The 15,260-nt window shown below is 68.3% G+C and carries 17 protein-coding genes; 10 read left to right on the top strand and 7 right to left on the bottom strand.

Annotation, left to right across the window (positions count from 1 at the left end; all coding sequences use genetic code 11):
• Positions 1-2: 2 nt before the first annotated feature.
• Positions 3-440 carry a hypothetical protein gene (locus tag OG558_RS33160; RefSeq protein ID WP_329477535.1) on the top strand — a complete coding sequence of 146 codons (438 nt, stop codon included), beginning with the start codon at positions 3-5 and terminating at the stop codon, positions 438-440.
• A 13-nt stretch (positions 441-453) separates the two neighbouring features.
• Here OG558_RS33160 and OG558_RS33165 read toward each other — a convergent pair whose 3' ends face one another.
• A complete protein-coding gene (locus OG558_RS33165; protein WP_405066496.1) occupies positions 454-2,874 on the bottom strand; it encodes a LuxR C-terminal-related transcriptional regulator in 2,421 nt (806 codons plus the stop codon).
• A 442-nt stretch (positions 2,875-3,316) separates the two neighbouring features.
• On the opposite strand from OG558_RS33165, the gene OG558_RS33170 reads away from it, so the two are divergent.
• The 5 genes from OG558_RS33170 to OG558_RS33190 all read left to right on the top strand — a co-directional run bounded on the left by OG558_RS33170 (position 3,317) and on the right by OG558_RS33190 (position 6,365).
• Positions 3,317-3,583: a hypothetical protein gene (locus OG558_RS33170; protein WP_405066497.1), complete on the top strand. Its 267-nt coding sequence runs from the start codon at positions 3,317-3,319 to the stop codon at positions 3,581-3,583.
• Complete coding sequence (locus tag OG558_RS33175) at positions 3,570-3,821, top strand: hypothetical protein (protein ID WP_405066498.1); 252 nt, start codon at positions 3,570-3,572, stop codon at positions 3,819-3,821. The genes OG558_RS33170 and OG558_RS33175 overlap by 14 nt, the downstream gene beginning before the upstream one ends.
• 101 nt (positions 3,822-3,922) lie before the next feature.
• A complete protein-coding gene (locus tag OG558_RS33180) occupies positions 3,923-4,369 on the top strand; it encodes a DUF6325 family protein (protein ID WP_329477527.1) in 447 nt (148 codons plus the stop codon).
• Positions 4,370-4,379: 10 nt separating this feature from the next.
• Complete coding sequence (locus OG558_RS33185) at positions 4,380-4,697, top strand: SHOCT domain-containing protein (protein WP_405066499.1); 318 nt, start codon at positions 4,380-4,382, stop codon at positions 4,695-4,697.
• Positions 4,698-4,775: 78 nt separating this feature from the next.
• Positions 4,776-6,365, top strand: a complete 1,590-nt coding sequence (locus tag OG558_RS33190; protein WP_329477523.1) for an MFS transporter — start codon at positions 4,776-4,778, stop codon at positions 6,363-6,365.
• On the opposite strand, the gene OG558_RS33195 is transcribed toward OG558_RS33190, so the two are convergent.
• Positions 6,346-6,885, bottom strand: a complete 540-nt coding sequence (locus tag OG558_RS33195) for a potassium channel family protein (RefSeq protein WP_405066500.1) — start codon at positions 6,883-6,885, stop codon at positions 6,346-6,348. The genes OG558_RS33190 and OG558_RS33195 overlap by 20 nt on opposite strands.
• Positions 6,886-7,118: 233 nt before the next feature.
• Here OG558_RS33195 and OG558_RS33200 point away from each other — a divergent pair, with 233 nt between their 5' ends.
• Positions 7,119-8,534, top strand: coding sequence for a DUF2252 domain-containing protein (locus tag OG558_RS33200; protein ID WP_405066501.1), 1,416 nt, complete (start codon positions 7,119-7,121; stop codon positions 8,532-8,534).
• 6 nt (positions 8,535-8,540) lie between these two features.
• On the opposite strand, the gene OG558_RS33205 is transcribed toward OG558_RS33200, so the two are convergent.
• Both OG558_RS33205 and OG558_RS33210 read right to left on the bottom strand, forming a co-directional pair.
• A complete protein-coding gene (locus OG558_RS33205; RefSeq protein ID WP_405066502.1) occupies positions 8,541-9,866 on the bottom strand; it encodes a hypothetical protein in 1,326 nt (441 codons plus the stop codon).
• Between the two features lie 30 nt (positions 9,867-9,896).
• The gene (locus OG558_RS33210) at positions 9,897-10,277 is read right to left on the bottom strand and encodes an SHOCT domain-containing protein (protein WP_329477515.1); all 381 of its coding nucleotides are present in this window, start codon (positions 10,275-10,277) and stop codon (positions 9,897-9,899) included.
• A 160-nt stretch (positions 10,278-10,437) separates the two neighbouring features.
• On the opposite strand from OG558_RS33210, the gene OG558_RS33215 reads away from it, so the two are divergent.
• Genes OG558_RS33215 through OG558_RS33225 form a run of 3 tightly spaced genes read left to right on the top strand, consistent with a single transcriptional unit; the run spans position 10,438 to position 12,860 of the window.
• Positions 10,438-11,001 carry a DUF308 domain-containing protein gene (locus OG558_RS33215; protein ID WP_329477513.1) on the top strand — a complete coding sequence of 188 codons (564 nt, stop codon included), beginning with the start codon at positions 10,438-10,440 and terminating at the stop codon, positions 10,999-11,001.
• 51 nt (positions 11,002-11,052) lie between these two features.
• Positions 11,053-11,649, top strand: coding sequence for a GNAT family N-acetyltransferase (locus OG558_RS33220; RefSeq protein WP_405066503.1), 597 nt, complete (start codon positions 11,053-11,055; stop codon positions 11,647-11,649).
• Complete coding sequence (locus tag OG558_RS33225; RefSeq protein WP_405066504.1) at positions 11,646-12,860, top strand: VOC family protein; 1,215 nt, start codon at positions 11,646-11,648, stop codon at positions 12,858-12,860. Before OG558_RS33220 ends, OG558_RS33225 begins: the two co-directional genes overlap by 4 nt.
• On the opposite strand, the gene OG558_RS33230 is transcribed toward OG558_RS33225, so the two are convergent.
• From OG558_RS33230 to OG558_RS33240, 3 genes are read right to left on the bottom strand one after another with little or no spacing between them, the layout of a single operon-like run.
• Complete coding sequence (locus OG558_RS33230) at positions 12,797-13,624, bottom strand: metal ABC transporter permease (RefSeq protein ID WP_405066505.1); 828 nt, start codon at positions 13,622-13,624, stop codon at positions 12,797-12,799. The two genes, OG558_RS33225 and OG558_RS33230, sit on opposite strands and share 64 nt — an antisense overlap.
• A complete protein-coding gene (locus OG558_RS33235) occupies positions 13,621-14,472 on the bottom strand; it encodes a metal ABC transporter permease (RefSeq protein ID WP_329477505.1) in 852 nt (283 codons plus the stop codon). The genes OG558_RS33230 and OG558_RS33235 overlap by 4 nt, the downstream gene beginning before the upstream one ends.
• The gene (locus tag OG558_RS33240; protein WP_405066506.1) at positions 14,469-15,227 is read right to left on the bottom strand and encodes a metal ABC transporter ATP-binding protein; all 759 of its coding nucleotides are present in this window, start codon (positions 15,225-15,227) and stop codon (positions 14,469-14,471) included. Before OG558_RS33240 ends, OG558_RS33235 begins: the two co-directional genes overlap by 4 nt.
• Between the last annotated feature and the right edge of the window lie 33 nt (positions 15,228-15,260).

A 15,260-nucleotide genomic window follows, 5' to 3' on the forward strand; every position in this document is an offset into this window, starting at 1 on the left:
GCGTGGCGGACACCGACCAGCGGGCCGCGACCTCGACCGGGGTCTGGATCGGCCCGATCGTCTTTGCCGGCGTGATGATGATCATTCTCGGCTTCTTCCACGGCTTCCAGGGGTTCGTCGCTCTGTTCAACGACGGGTTCTACGCGGTCCGGGAGAACGGTCTCGCCGTCCATATCGACTACACCGCCTGGGCCTGGACGCACCTGATCGTCGGCACGATCGTCCTGGTGGCCGGATTCTGTGTCCTCCTCGGTCAGGTGTGGGCCCGGGTCGTCGGCGTGATCGTGGCCGTCCTGAGCATCGTGGTGAACGCTGGGTTCCTCGCCGCGGCTCCGGCCTGGACGACCATCATGATCGCGTTGGACATCCTGGTGATCTGGGCGCTGACCTTCCACGGTCGTGAGGTGCGGCCCGAGGGTGGCATCGGCGGCCTTCCGTAGCGAGGCCGACGGGTCAGGCCTCCGGACGTGCGGGCAGCAGTCCCAGCTCCCACGCCCGCCGTACCGCCTCGTTCCGGCGAGACGCGCTCAGCTTGCGAAGAATGCTGCGTACGTGGCTGCGAACCGTGTTGACGGAGACGTACATGGTGCTGGCGATCTCTTCCGTGGTCAGCAGCTCGGCGAGGTACTCCAGCACCTCGTGCTCCTTGCTGGTCAGCGAGGCGGTGACGACCAACTCGGTCCGGGGCACTCCCCAGTGGCTGGCGGCGCGGTCGCGACCTTCTGGAAGGCCGGGCGCACGGAGCCACGGGTGATGTCTCATCAGCTCACCGCTCGGCTGCAGCAGCTTGCGCAACGACGGTGGCGCCTCCGCGAACGGACGGCGGAGCTGCTCGGGAGCAGCCAGTCTGAGCGCGCGTTCCAGGCAGAGCCCGCTGCGGCCGGTGTCCCCGGTCCGGATCGATTCCGCGGCTTGGACCAGCCAGCCGTCCACCTGGGTTTCGAGTGGGACGGCGCGATCCGTGACCTGAGGTGGCGGACCAGGCGGGCGCTCGCCGGCCTCGGCAGCGGCGCGCTGTAGCACCAGGAGCGATCCGACCTGGTCGCGACCCGGGGACTGCTCGATCACCGTGATGGCCTCCTGTGGCTGGTGTCGTGCGAGCAGCATCTTGGCCTCGTCGACGACCATCGCCTGGTCCAGCCAGCCGCCCTTCGCGCCGTACCGGTTGCTCGCGGCCCGCAACTCGGCAGCGGCGAGATCGATGTCGCCGCCGGCCCGCAGCAGCCGGGCCCGAACCAGAGCTAGTACGGCAGCGAGAACCCGTGCGTCCTGGGTGGGGGCGGCCTCCGCGGCACGCTGCACCATCTCTTCGGCGCCGGACAGGTTGCCCCGGTCCGCATGCACCCAGGCCTCGGCCACGATCGCGGACTGCGGCAGCGCCGGCCCGGACTCCGACAGCGTGGCCGCGTGCGCGACGACCTCTCCGGCGCGCCGGAGATGTCCCCAGACAGCTTCCACCAGCGCCGCCATGCCGAGGAGATCGGACACGGTCTCGTGAGCAGCGGCTTCTTCCGCGATCGCGATCCCTTCGGTGAAGGCGGTCAGGGCCGCCGGGAAGTCTCCGCGCTCCAGCAGCACCCGGCCTTTGCAGGCGGCGACCAGCAGCCTCGGTTCCGGATGGGCGATGGCTGATTCCCGCGATGCCGCTCTGAGCTCGGCCTCCGCGGTCAGGACGGCGCCGAGCCCAGCCTCGGGCGTCGCGCTCAGGCTTGCGCAGACCGCGTGCAGAACACCGATGGCCAGCTCGGCCGCATGCCCTTGAGCGGACGTCCGCTGGTCCAGCCAGTTCCTGGCCTTGCCGAGTTCCGACGTACAGCGGTCGGCGTCGAACGCGGCCAGTGCCCGGGCGGCTCGGACGACTGCGGCCTCGGGGCTGTCCAGATCGTCGGGGAAGCCGTCGAACAACATTGTCAGCTGTCGACGCCGGCGCCCGACGAGGAGACCGGCAACGTCGAGCTTCTCCACCAGGTATCGGGCCGCCTGCCCCCAATCATCGGCCCTGATCGCGTGATGGATCGCCTCCAGCGGCTGATCGTTCTGGGCGAACCAGGCAGCGGCGGCGCGGTGCAGCGCAGGGACGGCGGTGGGCCGCTCGTACAGCAGTTGGGCGCGAAGGAACTCCCGGAACAGTGGCTGGTAGCCGTAGCGGTCCGCTGTCTCCGGAACGGGCTGGATGAACGAGTTGCCGTGGGAGAGGAACTCCAATGACCGAAGGTCGCAGGCGTGCCCGGTCAGCGCTTCGGCCAGGCTCGGCCGGACCTCGTCGACGACGCTGGTCCGAAGCAGGAACTCGCGCAGCTCCGGGGGCTGTGCGTCGAGGACCTCGGTCATCAGGTACGCCGCCACGTTCCCGGCGTCTCCGCGGAACTCCCGGATGACCCGCTGCGCGTCGGGCTTTCCGGCAAGGTTCATGGCCGCGAACATCAGGCCGGCCGGCCAGCCGTCGGTCCGGGCCTGGAGTTCGCCGACGTCCGCGGCGGTCAGTTCGAGTTTGTGCCCGCGCATCAGCGCCGCGGCCTCGTCCGTCGTGAACGCCAGCTCATCGGCCCGGATCTCGGCAACGGTGCCCGCCAACCGGTAGAGGTGCAGGGGGAGCGGCGGGTCGGTCCGCGTCACCAGGACAACCCGCACGCGTCCGGCGTTGTCGCGGAGGAGGCGATGGAGACTCTGCCCGAACTCCGGCGTCATCGTCACGTCGCCGCAGTCCACCACGAGCACCAGTACGTCGTCGTGATCGTCGCGGACGGACTCCACGATGGCCGCTGGTTCATCGCTGCCGTTCAAGGCGACGCGCCGGATCACGGCCGGACCTGCATAGCGCGCTGCCCACGCATCGAGCAGCATCGTCTTTCCGTAGCCCGCGGGCGCACTCACCAGTGTGAGCGGCCGATGAATCCCGAGGCTCAGGCGATCGACAAGACGAGGCCGCGGCACTGTTCCCGGTGGGATCACCCAGGTCCAGGCCGAGGACCTGCTGTTGCCTGCGAATGGTGCACCCGGTGAAGTGTTGCTTCGGTTCCCCGCCCCTGCGTGCTGATCGCTCGGCATTTCCCCTCCTAGCGATGTGCGGCATCACGGAACGCTGGGGAGGGCGGTGCGTCGCGAGTCCGCACACTTCGACGAAATCACGGAATCGCCTGTAAAACCAGTATTCGCCGTCCGATTGCCGGACGTTCCGAGACGAGCTGGTCTTAATTTGAGAACTCAAGAAGACGTGCGCAACGCGCCTCGCGGGCAGTTCACCCCGCAGGGATGACGCCGCGACACCCGACCTTTGCGAGCGTCGAACGCACACGTTGGGAACGGAGTGGGTTCGATGGTCGACGCGACGTACGAAATCCGCGTGGCGGGGGCCGTACCGGAACAGGACCTTCGAGACATGGGCGCCGTGACACTGGCGGTCGACCAGGTGAACACCGTTGTTTACGGCATCCCCGACCAGTCCGCGCTCTACGGTCTGCTGGCAAGACTGCGTGCCCTGGGCATCGAGGTCGTCGAGGTTCGCCGGATCCTGGACCCTGCCGCACGGTCGACGGAACCGATCGACATCGATCAGGGGGGCGGAGACGATGAAAACACATGAGGGCCGCGGCGCGTCGTACCAGGTGACCGTCCGGGGGGAGCTGAAGCCGGCCGTACTCGCGTTCTGCGCCGGCCCGCAGGCCGATCACGAGACCTCCGGAGTCTTTCGGTTGCAGGTCCACGACGATCAGGGCATCGCCGATCTCGTCGCGATGTTGCAGGCCGCGGGCCTCACGATCCTCGGCATCCGGCAGGTCACGCAATCAGACGCGTCGTCGCCCGCGAGCCTGTCCGCCTGAGTTCATCCCGCGCGGGTGATGACTGCCGCCCCCAGGCCACGGCAGTGTGGCGACGAACAGGGCGCGGGGTCGCCACGACCCTGGTGGAGGGATGGAGAGTCATGCCAGACGTAGAAGTTCATGGACCCATCGACTACGTACTCCTCGAGTTCACCGGCAACAAGATGACCGGTCGAGCGGCCGAGGAACTCGTGAACCTCGTCGAGCGCGGCATCGTTCACGTGTACGACGTCATGATCGTCGGCAAGCAGGCCGACGGAACCGCCTACGCGGTGGACCTCGCCGAAGCGTCCGGCGAGGCCGGCAGCTTCGCGGACCTCAGCGGCGCCCGGTCGGGGATCCTGGCCGACGACGACCTCGCCGAGGCGGCCGCCGCGATGGAGCCCGGCACCCTGGCGGCACTGATCGTCTACGAGAACACCTGGGCGATCCCGTTCGTCGCCGCCGCCATGGAGTCCGGCGGCCAGATGATCGCCGGTGGCCGCATTCCGGCCGAGGACGTGATGGAAGCACTCGAGGCCCTCGAAAGCCTGGAATCGACGAGTTGAGGAGCCTGACATGCCAGGACTGTTGCGAGGAATAGCGAGGACCGCGGCTGTCGCGGGTACCGCGACGGTTGTCGCCGGCCGGGTCCGGCGGCATCAAGACGCCAAGTTCGCTCAGAAAGACGCCGACACGGCAGCGCAACGCGACCAGGCGTACGCGGAGGACACCGCGCCGCCGGAGGACGCTGCACCGGCAGAGGCCGCTGCGCCACCATCGGACTCCACTGCCGACCGCTTGGACCAGCTCAAGACCCTCGGCGAGCTGAAGCAGTCGGGTGTTCTCACCGACGCGGAGTTCGAGGCACAGAAGGCCAAGATCCTCGCCGGCTGACTCGCGGCCGCACCGGACGTCCCGGGGAAGTACGCCACCATCTCCCGATCAGTGGCCCGACAGACAGGAACGGCTGCAATGACCGAGGAAGTGAGTGGCGTTCCGGCCGGGACGAAGGCCAACCCACGGCTTGCCATCCTGCTGGCGATGGCGATGTTCGTGCTCGTCGTGGACACCTCGATCATGAACGTCTCGATCTCTTCGGTGGTCCACGATCTCGACACGACGGTGAGCGGTGTCCAGTCCGCGATCGCGCTCGAGGCGCTGGTGTCCGCGGCCTTCATCCTGATCGGGAGCAAGGTCGGTGACCTGATCGGCCGCAAGCGTGCGTACCTGCTGGGACTGTGTGCTTACGCGATCGGCGCCTTGGCGATGGCGCTTTCTCAGAGCCTGACGGCGGTCATCATCTTCTGGGCCTTGGTGGGTGGTATCGGGGCATCGCTGCTCCTGCCCGCGATGCAGTCACTGATCCACGGCAACTTCGAAGGCGCGGCTCAGGTGAAGGCCTATGCCCTGGTCGGTGCTGCCGCTGCGCTGGCTGCCGCGGTCGGACCGCTAATCGGAGGGTTCATCACCACCTACCTGTCCTGGCGAGTAGCGTTTCTGCTCGAGGACGCGGTGATCGCGGTCGTGCTCGTCGGCCAAGGCCTGATCCGTGACGTGCCGTACACGGGGTCCCGGCGGGTGGACGTGGTCGGTGCCATCCTGTCGGTGCTGGGGATGGGTGGCATCGTGCTGGGCATCCTGGTGTGGCAGGAAGGCGGCGAACTCGTCGGTCTGATCCTGGCCATCGGCGTCGTCGGGCTGGTGGCGTTCGGCTATTGGCTGGTGCGGCGCAAACGCCGGGGCGAGCCGACCCTCATCGACCCGGCTCTTTTCAGCTCCGCCGTCTTCAAGTTGGGTATCTCCCAGCAGATGCTCCAGCAGATCGCCCTGGGCGGCACCATGATCGTGCTGCCGATCTACCTCCAGATGGTCCTCGAGTACAACGCGATGGAGGCCGGCCTCACCCTGGCACCGCTCTCGCTCAGCATGTTCGGGATGGCGATCCTCGCGGAGAAGAAGGCGGGCGGGCGACGCCCGAGCAGCATCGTCAGGTGGGGATTCCTGCTCCTTGCCGCCGGCCTCGTGGTGCTGATCCCGATCGTGCCCCGGGCCGACTCCGGCTGGCCTCTCATCCCGCCGCTGATCCTCGCGGGACTGGGTCTGGGCCTGCTCGTGTCCCAGCTCAACAACTACACGCTGTCGCCGATCTCTCAGGAACGTGTGAGCGAGGCGGCCGGCGTCAACTCGGCGGCGGGCTCGTTCGGACTGTCCTTCGGTCTGGCGTTCGCCGGTGCCATCATGCTCGCGACGCTGTCCTTCACCTTCACCAACATGGCGGAGTCGAGCGCCGTCCTTCAACCGGGCCAGCAGGAGCAGGTCGCCCAAGCGCTGGACGAAGACGCCGAGGTGATGAGCAACACCGAGCTCGAGAAGGTGCTCGTCAAGCAGCCACCGGATGTCCAGGCGGAGATCATCCGGATCAACACGGACGCGCGTCCGATCGCCCTCCAAGTCGCGCTGGGCATTCCGCTTCTCGCGGCTCTCGCCGGCCTGGTGAACTCCTTCCGGATGGCCCGCCAGCAGGATCCGCCGTCCGTGGCCCTCATTCCTCCCGCTGGCTGAGGTTCTGCTGGACGGCGCTGAAGAGCACGCGCGCGACCAGGCCGACGATCAGGAGATCACCGAGCATCTGAATGATGGTCACTATGCGAGCTATCTCCGTCACAGGCACGATGTCGCCGAAACCGACCGTCGCGAAGACGGTCACCGTGAAGTACGCCGAATCGAGCTTGCTCAACGACTGGGAGAAGTTAGCCGGCTGGTTACGTCCCAGCAGGAAGTACGTCGTTGCGAAGATCGCGAGGAACAACGGCAGCGACGTCGCCAGCGTGCCGACCGCCCTGATGCGGGGATAGGGTGAGCGGGTGATCTCGCGGATCTGCCACGCCAGCAGGAGCGCCACCACCACAAGTCCAGCGGCCAGGGCCAGGCTCAAGGTGCCATCGAGATGGGTCATCGGCAGCAGGAAGTAGCCGGCGATGATGACCACGGACACCAGCAAGGACCGCAGCAGCGACCTTGTGGCGAGGCGGCGGCGCTTCCGCGGGGAGAGCTGGGCGTAGCTGACCTCGGTCCTTCTCACAGTCTTAGTGAAGCCCGAACCCCCGCCGGGCGGTTCATCCGGCGGGGGTGATGCTGGCCAGGCGATTTCCGGTGTTGTCTGGGGCATTCACGGATCTGAGTCTGGCTCGACCATGACCGGAGGGGGAAGGCAGCATGACTCCACAGAACCCGATCGCGACGTCACGCCGAGCCACACCCCCGACGAGGGAAGCCGTCCGCACCACGAGGTCAGTTCGCGCCGACGGTGCATCGGTGTCCGCTGCCCGTCGCCTCGCACCGGCCGACCATGCCCGCCTGGGACTCGCCGCGCGGGCAGCGCTGCCGCCGCGGGAGCAGGCGGAGCTGGTACTGCCCGCGGACCGTCCGGATCCGGTTGCGTTGTTCGAGGAGCAGGCTCGGTCCCGCGTTCCCGAACTTGTGCCGGTGCGCCACGGCAGGATGATGGTGTCGCCCTTCGCCTTCTTCCGGGGCAACGCCCTCGGAATGGCCACCGACCTCGGCGTGGCGCCGGTGTCGGGCCTCGGGGTGCAGCTGTGCGGTGACGCGCACCTGTCGAACTTCGGAGTCTTCGGATCTCCCGAACGGCGACTGCTCTTCGACATCAACGACTTCGACGAGACCATCGCCGGTCCGTGGGAGTGGGACGTGAAACGTCTCGCCGCCAGCCTGTCGATCGCGGGCCGGGACAACGGGTTCGGGCGGAAGGAGCGCCGCAAGTGCGTCCTGGAGACGGTACGGCGCTATCGCGACGCCAGTGCCGAGTTCGCGACGATGCGAGCGCTCGACGTCTGGTATGCGCATGCCGACATCGATGAGATCGAGGAGACGCTGCGCAACAAGCTGACCTCGAGCCGCAGCAGGCGTGTCGACCAGACCTTGCTGAAGGCGCGCGGCAGCGGAAGTCTCAAGGCGTTCGCCAAGCTCACCGACATCACCGACGACGGGGTTCGGATCAAGGCCGATCCGCCGTTGGTCGTGCCGATCGCCGATCTGCTGCCCGACGCCGGCCGGGCAGAGCTCGAGACCGGGATCAAGGGCCTGCTGAACCTCTACCGCAGGTCGCTGCCGGCCGAGCGGCGGGCACTGTTCGACCAGTTCGAGTTCGTCGACATGGCCCGCAAGGTCGTCGGGGTGGGAAGCGTCGACACGCGGTGCTGGATCGTGCTGCTGCGCGGAAGGGACGACGGTGATCCGCTCTTCCTGCAGGTCAAGGAGGCCGCGCCGTCAGTGCTCAAGGCCAAGGTGCCCACCACGCTCAGGCAGCGGTCCCAGCCCCGCAACGAGGGGGAGCGCGTGGTGGTGGGTCAACGTCTGATGCAGGCCGCCAGTGACATCTTCCTCGGCTGGCAACGGGTCGAAGGCATCGATGAACAGACCCGCGACTTCTACCTCCGGCAACTGCGGGACATGAAGGGCTCGGCCGCAGTGGAGCGGATGGACCCGCGCGGTATGACGATGTACGGCCAGTTGTGTGGCTGGACGCTGGCCCGGGCTCACGCGCGATCGGGCGACCGGATCGCGCTGTCGACCTACCTCAACAGCGACGACGCTTTCCCGGAGGCGATGGTCGAGTACGCCGAGGCGTACGCCGACCAGAACGAACGCGACTACCAGGCGTTCCTGGAAGCGATCAAGACCGGCCGGCTGGAGGCCGAGAGCGGACTGTAGCCGTGGTCAGGCCGGCGCGCTGGGACGGGCGTCGCCGGCCGGTGGACGGCCGATGAACTCGATCAGGGCAACCGCCAGCAGGACGACGCAGGCGGTGACCACGACGACCGAGACAGTGGGCCTCGACCAGAACGTGAGTACGAGCGCGCCGCCGACCACGCTGGCGATCAGCAGCAGACGCTTGTGGGCGAAAGTCCACGCTCCGACGCGGCCCGTGCTGAGTCCGGCGGACTCTGTCCTGCCTCGCAGGTACCCGATGCCCTTGGTCAGCCCGACGCGCGTGCGCACCGCGGAAATGGACGGGCCGGTGAAGAAGGCCGCGGCTGCGACGATGAGCGCGAGGACGGCGACGGCGCGCAGGCCGTAGCGCAGGTAGCGCACGAGGGTGTCGAAGACGGCGCCGCCCGCGTCCCTCGAGATCACCTGTGCCGGCAGGGCGTTGAGGTAGAACACGCGGGCGAGGGTCAGGGCGACGCCCAGGACCAGCATTGATCCGGCGACTCCCAGCGCACCGAGCAGGAGAGCCCTCCGGTGGTCGCGGGCGATATAGACGCCGAGGGCAAGCAGGAACAGGGCGATGATCGGCAGCCAGGAGCCGAGCGTGTTGAGGAGCCGGTAGAGGCCCTGGGCTTTGGTCACGCTGTCGGTCTGCACCAGCACGATCGATGTGTTCACCACCGGGATCCTGCTCGCCAGGCTGAAGCCGTTGGCCACGAGCCGGTCCTTCACCTGCGCGATGATCGGTGCCAGGTTGAGCGTGACGGTGTCGTTCTGCGCGCTGAGCGCGCCGCCTTGCCTGCCTTCGAGCAGATTGACCAGTGATGCGTGCGCCGTCTGGTTCGCCTGCCTCCAGACGGCGGCGAACTGGGGGCTGGCGACGAGGTTGTCGACCTGGCCCCGGATGAAGCTCTGGATGCCGCTGACGAGCGGTCCGCTCAGCGCCTGCAGGTTGGCCGTGACCCGCGGGGGCAGGCCTTGCCGGGAGATCGCGTTCAGAGTGTCGGTGGTGATCGCCTGGAGGTCGACGGCGGCGAAGATCTGCCGGGTGACGGCGTCGGAGATGGTCCGTTGCACCGCGGGGTCGTGTGCCAGTGGTGCGACGGTTTCGAGGTACCTGTCGGTGTCCGAGACCTGCCTGCTCGCCCAGACGGCCGTCGCCGACAAGGGTGCGAGCAGGCAGGCCAGCGTGATGAGCACGGCGGAGACCACCGTGCGCCAGGACTCCCGACGGCCCGCCGGTTCGCGAGTCTCCAGGTGTTGTCCGGCGGCCAGTTCGGCTTCGAGTTGAGCCACCCGCTCGCGCAGTCGCCGTACCTCGTCGGAGTCGCTCACAGCCGGTCCTCCTCCGCTGTGGATGACAGGTCAGACCGCCAGCGCCTTCGCCTTCAGGGTGTCGAACTCCGTCTGCGAGATCTTGCCGCTGTCGAGCAGCGTGCTGGCCTGGGCGATCTGGTCGGCCGGACTGGTCGATCCGGCAACCTGCTTGATGTAGTCCTCCTGCTGCCGCTGGGCAGCCACGCGGCTGGTGACCATCCGCTCCGACATGCCCTTGCCGCGGACGATGACATACACCAGCGCGGTGATCAGCGGGAAGAAGAGAAGACAGATCAGCCAGATGGCTTTGACCACTCCTGAGGTCTCGGAGTCGCGGAACAGGTCCGCGATGATCGAGAACAGCATCATCAGGTAGGCGACGAAGACGAAGCTGATGATGATGAACCACACAATGTCCCAGAAACTCATTGCGAGCGTCCTTTCTCGGAGCGCGAACACGTGCCTCAACCGTTGCGTCCGATGACCGCACCGTCCTCACCTTTCCTGGATGATCTTCCCGGCGCCGATCCGGAGAATCATGGGCCTGATCGCGCAACCTGTGCTGCGCGGAGGCCGGGGAGGTCTGGACATGGATCAGGAGCTGTTCACGTCGAGCTGGAAGATGATGGTCGTCCGCGGGGTGGTCGGGATCGTGATCGGGATCCTGGCGATCGTCTGGCCGATCGAGACCGCGATCGCCCTGATGGTGCTGTGGGGATTCTGGGCACTGCTCGAAGGCATCAGCCTGCTGGTGCAGGCGTTCCGGTCCAGCACGCAGGGGAGCCGGCTGGGACGTGGGGTGCTGGGGGTCATCGCGCTGGTCGTGGCGTTCTTCGCGATCTTCAGCCCGGACGTGGCGGCCAAGACCCTGACCTGGATCTTCGGTCTCTGGCTCATCTTTCGCGGGGTGGTGGAGGTCTTCACCGCTTTCAGCAGTTACCGGCTCACACCGCGGTGGCTGCTCCTCTTGGGCGCCGCCCTGTCGATCCTGCTGGGCGTGTTCTTCGTCGTGAACCCCGGGGGTGGCGTCGTCGGGATCGCGGTCTGGCTGGGTCTGATCGCGGTGTGCTGGGGTGTGGTCTTCGTCGTGACCGGCTTCATGCTGCGCCGCGAACACTCCTGGCCGGCTCCCGCCAACCCGGCACCGGCGTGATGACGGCGTTTCCGGACGGAGATCGTCCGGATAGCGTCCTAACCTGAGAGCATGGCCAAGACCAAGGTGGTTCCGGGCGAGCTCACCGTCCGGCCGCTCACCCCGGAGACCTGGGCCGCCTTCGCGGATCTCGCGGAGCGGCACAACGGAGTATGGGGCGGATGCTGGTGCACGTTCTTCCACACGCTGCACGGTGAGAAGACGTTCGAGGCGGCGGACAACCGCACTCTGAAGGAGCGGTTGGTCGCGGAGGGGCGGGCCCACGCCGCGCTGGTGTTCGACGGGGACGTCGCGGTGGGCTGGTGTGAGTACGGCGCACCGCAGGAGCTGCCGAACATCAACCACCGCAAGGAGTACGAGGCCGGGCTCAGCGAGCCGCCCGACTACCGGCTGACCTGCTTCTTCATCGACCGGCGGTATCGGCGCCAGGGCGTGTCCGCGGTCGCCCTGCGCGGCGCTCTGGAACTGATCGCGCAGGCGGGCGGCGGGGTCGTCGAGGCGTACCCACAGGACACCGCCGGCAAGCAGATCACCGCCTCGTTCCTCTACAACGGCACCCGCAGTCTCTTCGCGCAGGCCGGGTTCACCTACTCCCGCCCCAAGGGCAAGAACCACTGCGTGATGAGTGCGACGGTGTCACCGGCATGAAGGCGACCGAGTTCCAGCAAGCCGGCGGCGTCGAGGACTGGCGGGTCCTGGGCAGCGGCGCGAGCGCCTGGTTCGACGCGCCGTCGCAGACCGCGGGCGCGGCGCTCGTCGGCCGGATCGCCGACCTGGCGCCCGGCCTGCCGGACCTGGATCTCCGCTCCGGCGGGGTTCGGGTCCGGATCGGTGCTTCCTCCGATCTCGACGTGGAGCTCGCCAGCGCCATCTCGGCGGCGGCTCAGGACCTCGGCCTGCCTGCGGATCCGGCCGCGCTGCAGACCGTGCAATTCGCGATCGACGCCGCGGACAGGTCCTCGGTGATGTCGTTCTGGCGTACGGCGCTCGCCTACGAGCCGGCCGATGACAACAGCCTGGCGGACGCGCTGCGACGGGACCCGCCGATCTCGTTCCACCGCCTGGACCAACCACGACCGCTGCGCAATCGGATCCACTTCGATGTCAGCCGATCGCCCGAAGCGGTGGAGGCGGTCAAGACTGCCCTCGGCACGGAGGCGTACGGCGCGTGGCAGCTCACGCTCGCCGACACCGAAGGAAACGAGGTCGATCTGGTCCCGGGCGGCGAGCTCTCGGAGGGGCCGGAGACCGCCGACTGGCAAGTGGTCTTCGGCGCGATGACCTTCTATCCGACCTCCTCACCCGCGCAGGAAGCCGCGCTCGCTACGGCCGTGGCCGGTCTGGCCGACGACGCGGGTGTGCCGCTGATGGTGGACCTCCGGCCGGACGGCGTCACGATCGACAGCGGCAAGGATCTGTGGGAGGAGGACGTGCCTCGCTTCGCGGCGCTTGCCGGTCGGGTTCAGGCCGCGGCCCACGAGTTGGCGCTCGCCGCGGACCCATCGCGCCTGCGCTTCGTCCAATTCGGTATCGACGCCGTCGATGTTCCCGCAGTGCGGGACTTCTGGACGACCCTGCTCGGCTACCAGCACGACCCACGGCCGAACGTGTCCGACATCTACGATCCGCGCCGGCTCAACCCGGTGATCATCTTCCAGCAGATGGGCGCAGCCGACGAGGAACGGCTCCGGCAGCGCAACCGGATCCACTTCGACCTCGTCGTACCGGACGACCAGGCCCGGGCCCGGATCGACGCAGCCGTCGCCGCCGGGGGACGGATCCTGGCCGAGCCGGCTCAGGGTCGCTGCACACTTGCTGACCCCGAAGGCAACGAGGTGGATATCGTCGCCCCGGCGTAGACGACGGTCGCGGCGGCGAGGATGCCGAAGCTCGGAGGCACGTTCGGCACCGCGTAGCTGAGGGCGAGCCCGGCCCACATCTCGGTGACCGCCAGCCCTGCCGACAAGGCGAGAGCCCGGTAGGGACGATCGGTGAGGCGCTGCGCGGCACCGGCGGGAGCGGCCAGGAGCCCCAGAATCAACAGCGAACCCACGGCCTGGGTCGCGACGGCCGCACAGGCGCCGGCCAGGGCCAGGAAACCGAGGCCCAGGAGTCGAACGGGTACACCGCGAGCAGCCGCCACCGCCTCGTCGATCGATGCGAACAGCAACGGCCGGGCGATGGCCGCGACGATCGCGCAGATGGCGGCCGCGATCGCCGCCGCGGTCACGGCCTGCGAGGCCGACAGCCCGAAGATCGACCCGAACAGCACGTTGACTCCGGCGCCGCCGTTCGCCGCGCTGCGTGAGGTGGTGTAGACCGTGAGGAAGAAGACGCCGAGGCCGAGGATCCAGCTGAACACGCTGCCGATGGCGACGTCATCGGGCCGACCGCGACGGCCGAGTACGCCGAGCAGCAGCGCAACGCCGATCGTGGCGGCGAAGAGCCCGAACCGTGGATCGACACCGACCGCCAGCGCGGCGAGCGCGCCGGTGAAGGCGACATGGCTCAGCGCATCGCCGGTGAAGACCTGAGCACGCAGGACTAGGAAGTACCCGACCAGGCCGGCCGCTGCGGCGATCGCCGTACCGGCGAGCAAGGCATGCTGAAAGAACGTCGTCATGCCAGAGCCCGTCGACCGGTCAACGCGAGCACGTAGCCGGTAAATGCGAAGGTGGCGACGTAGAAGCCGATCGGGTACGGCGTGTAGTAGGCGGCGATCAGGCCGGCCCAGGTGACCACCAGGGCGATGAGCACTGAAAGGGCGAGCCCGAGACGTGGGCTCGCGGTGAGCGTCTGGGCCGTTGCGGCCGGCATCACCAGCAGCGCGAACACCAGCAGACTCCCGGTGATCTGACTGGCCCCGGCGACCGCCGCCCCGAGGAGGACCAGGAACACCAACCCGAGCAACCGCACCGGAACACCACGCCCGGCTGCGACATCCGGATCGATCGATGCGAACAGCAACGGACGCCCGATCGCGGCCAGCAGAGCGAGTACGGCGCTGGCCACCGCGAGCAGCATCCAGACCTGAGTCGCCGTGATCCCCAAGAAGCTGCCGAACAGCAACGCGGTCACACCGCCCAGCAATCCCTTGTACAGCGCCGCGAACAGGAAACCGCAAGCAAGCAGAAAGGCCTGGATCGTTCCCGTCAGCGCGGACTCGTGGCCATCGGCGTCCCGCGGGATCATTCCGATGACCACGGCCGCCGACACACAGAAGGCGAAATAGCCGTACGACGCACTGACGCCGACCAGCGTCGCGCCGGCCGCACCGGGGAACCCGACCACGGCCAACGTGTGCCCCGCGAAGCTCTGCCGGCGCAAGACCGTGAACCACCCCACCACTGCGGCCGCGACCGCGACGATCGTGCCCGCGCGGAAGGCGTTGACCATGAACGGGAACGCCCACATCTGCTGCAGGTCGGTCACCGGGTCCCAGGACCACGCCTGCCCACCGACCGGAATCATCGGGTGAGCGGGGCGGGTGCGTCCGGCTGCCCGACGACCACGAGTCTGCCGTCGGAGGTCCGTAGTACCTCGATCGGTGTGCGGTAGAGCCGCGACAGGATCTCGGACGTGATGACCTGCTCGGGCCGTCCCGCGACGGCGCCGCCCTCGGCCAGGTAGACGACGCGGTCCAGGCGGGACAGGATCGGGTTGATGTCGTGGGCAACCATCATCACCGTCACGCCCTCCTCCCGGCAGATCCTTCCGACCAGGGCGGCCGTCGCGGCCTGGTTCGGGAGGTCGAGGCTGTCCAGGGGCTCGTCGAGGAGCATCAGGTCGGGGCGGCGTACGAGCGCCTGGGCGATGAGCAAACGCTGTTGCTCGCCGCCCGAGCATTGCCCGATCGGCCGGTGCGCAGAGGCGGAGGCGCCGACCAGCTCGATGACCTCGGCAACCCGGGCGGCCCTGCGCCGGCGGCCCCGCAGTGGAACACCCCAGCGGTCGCCGTCCCAGCCGAGTCCGACGACGTCGATGCCACGGATCCGCAGCGAGGCGTCGAAGCTGCGCCGCTGCGGGAGGTAGCCGATCCGGTCGCCGGCCCGCCCGGGTCGCTCGCCGAGCACGCGTACGTCGCCCGCAGCCGGCGGCATGACGCCGAGCAGCACCTTGACCAGGGTGGACTTGCCGACACCGTTGGGACCCAGCACAGCGACGAACTCGCCTACACCGACGTCCAGGTCGACGCCCGACCACAACGTCCGGCCGCCAACCCGCACCGCCGCACCCCGCAACGAGACCGCAGCGGCCGG

The sequence above is a fragment of the Kribbella sp. NBC_01510 genome (assembly GCF_045040325.1).
In the GTDB taxonomy this organism is placed as follows: domain Bacteria; phylum Actinomycetota; class Actinomycetes; order Propionibacteriales; family Kribbellaceae; genus Kribbella.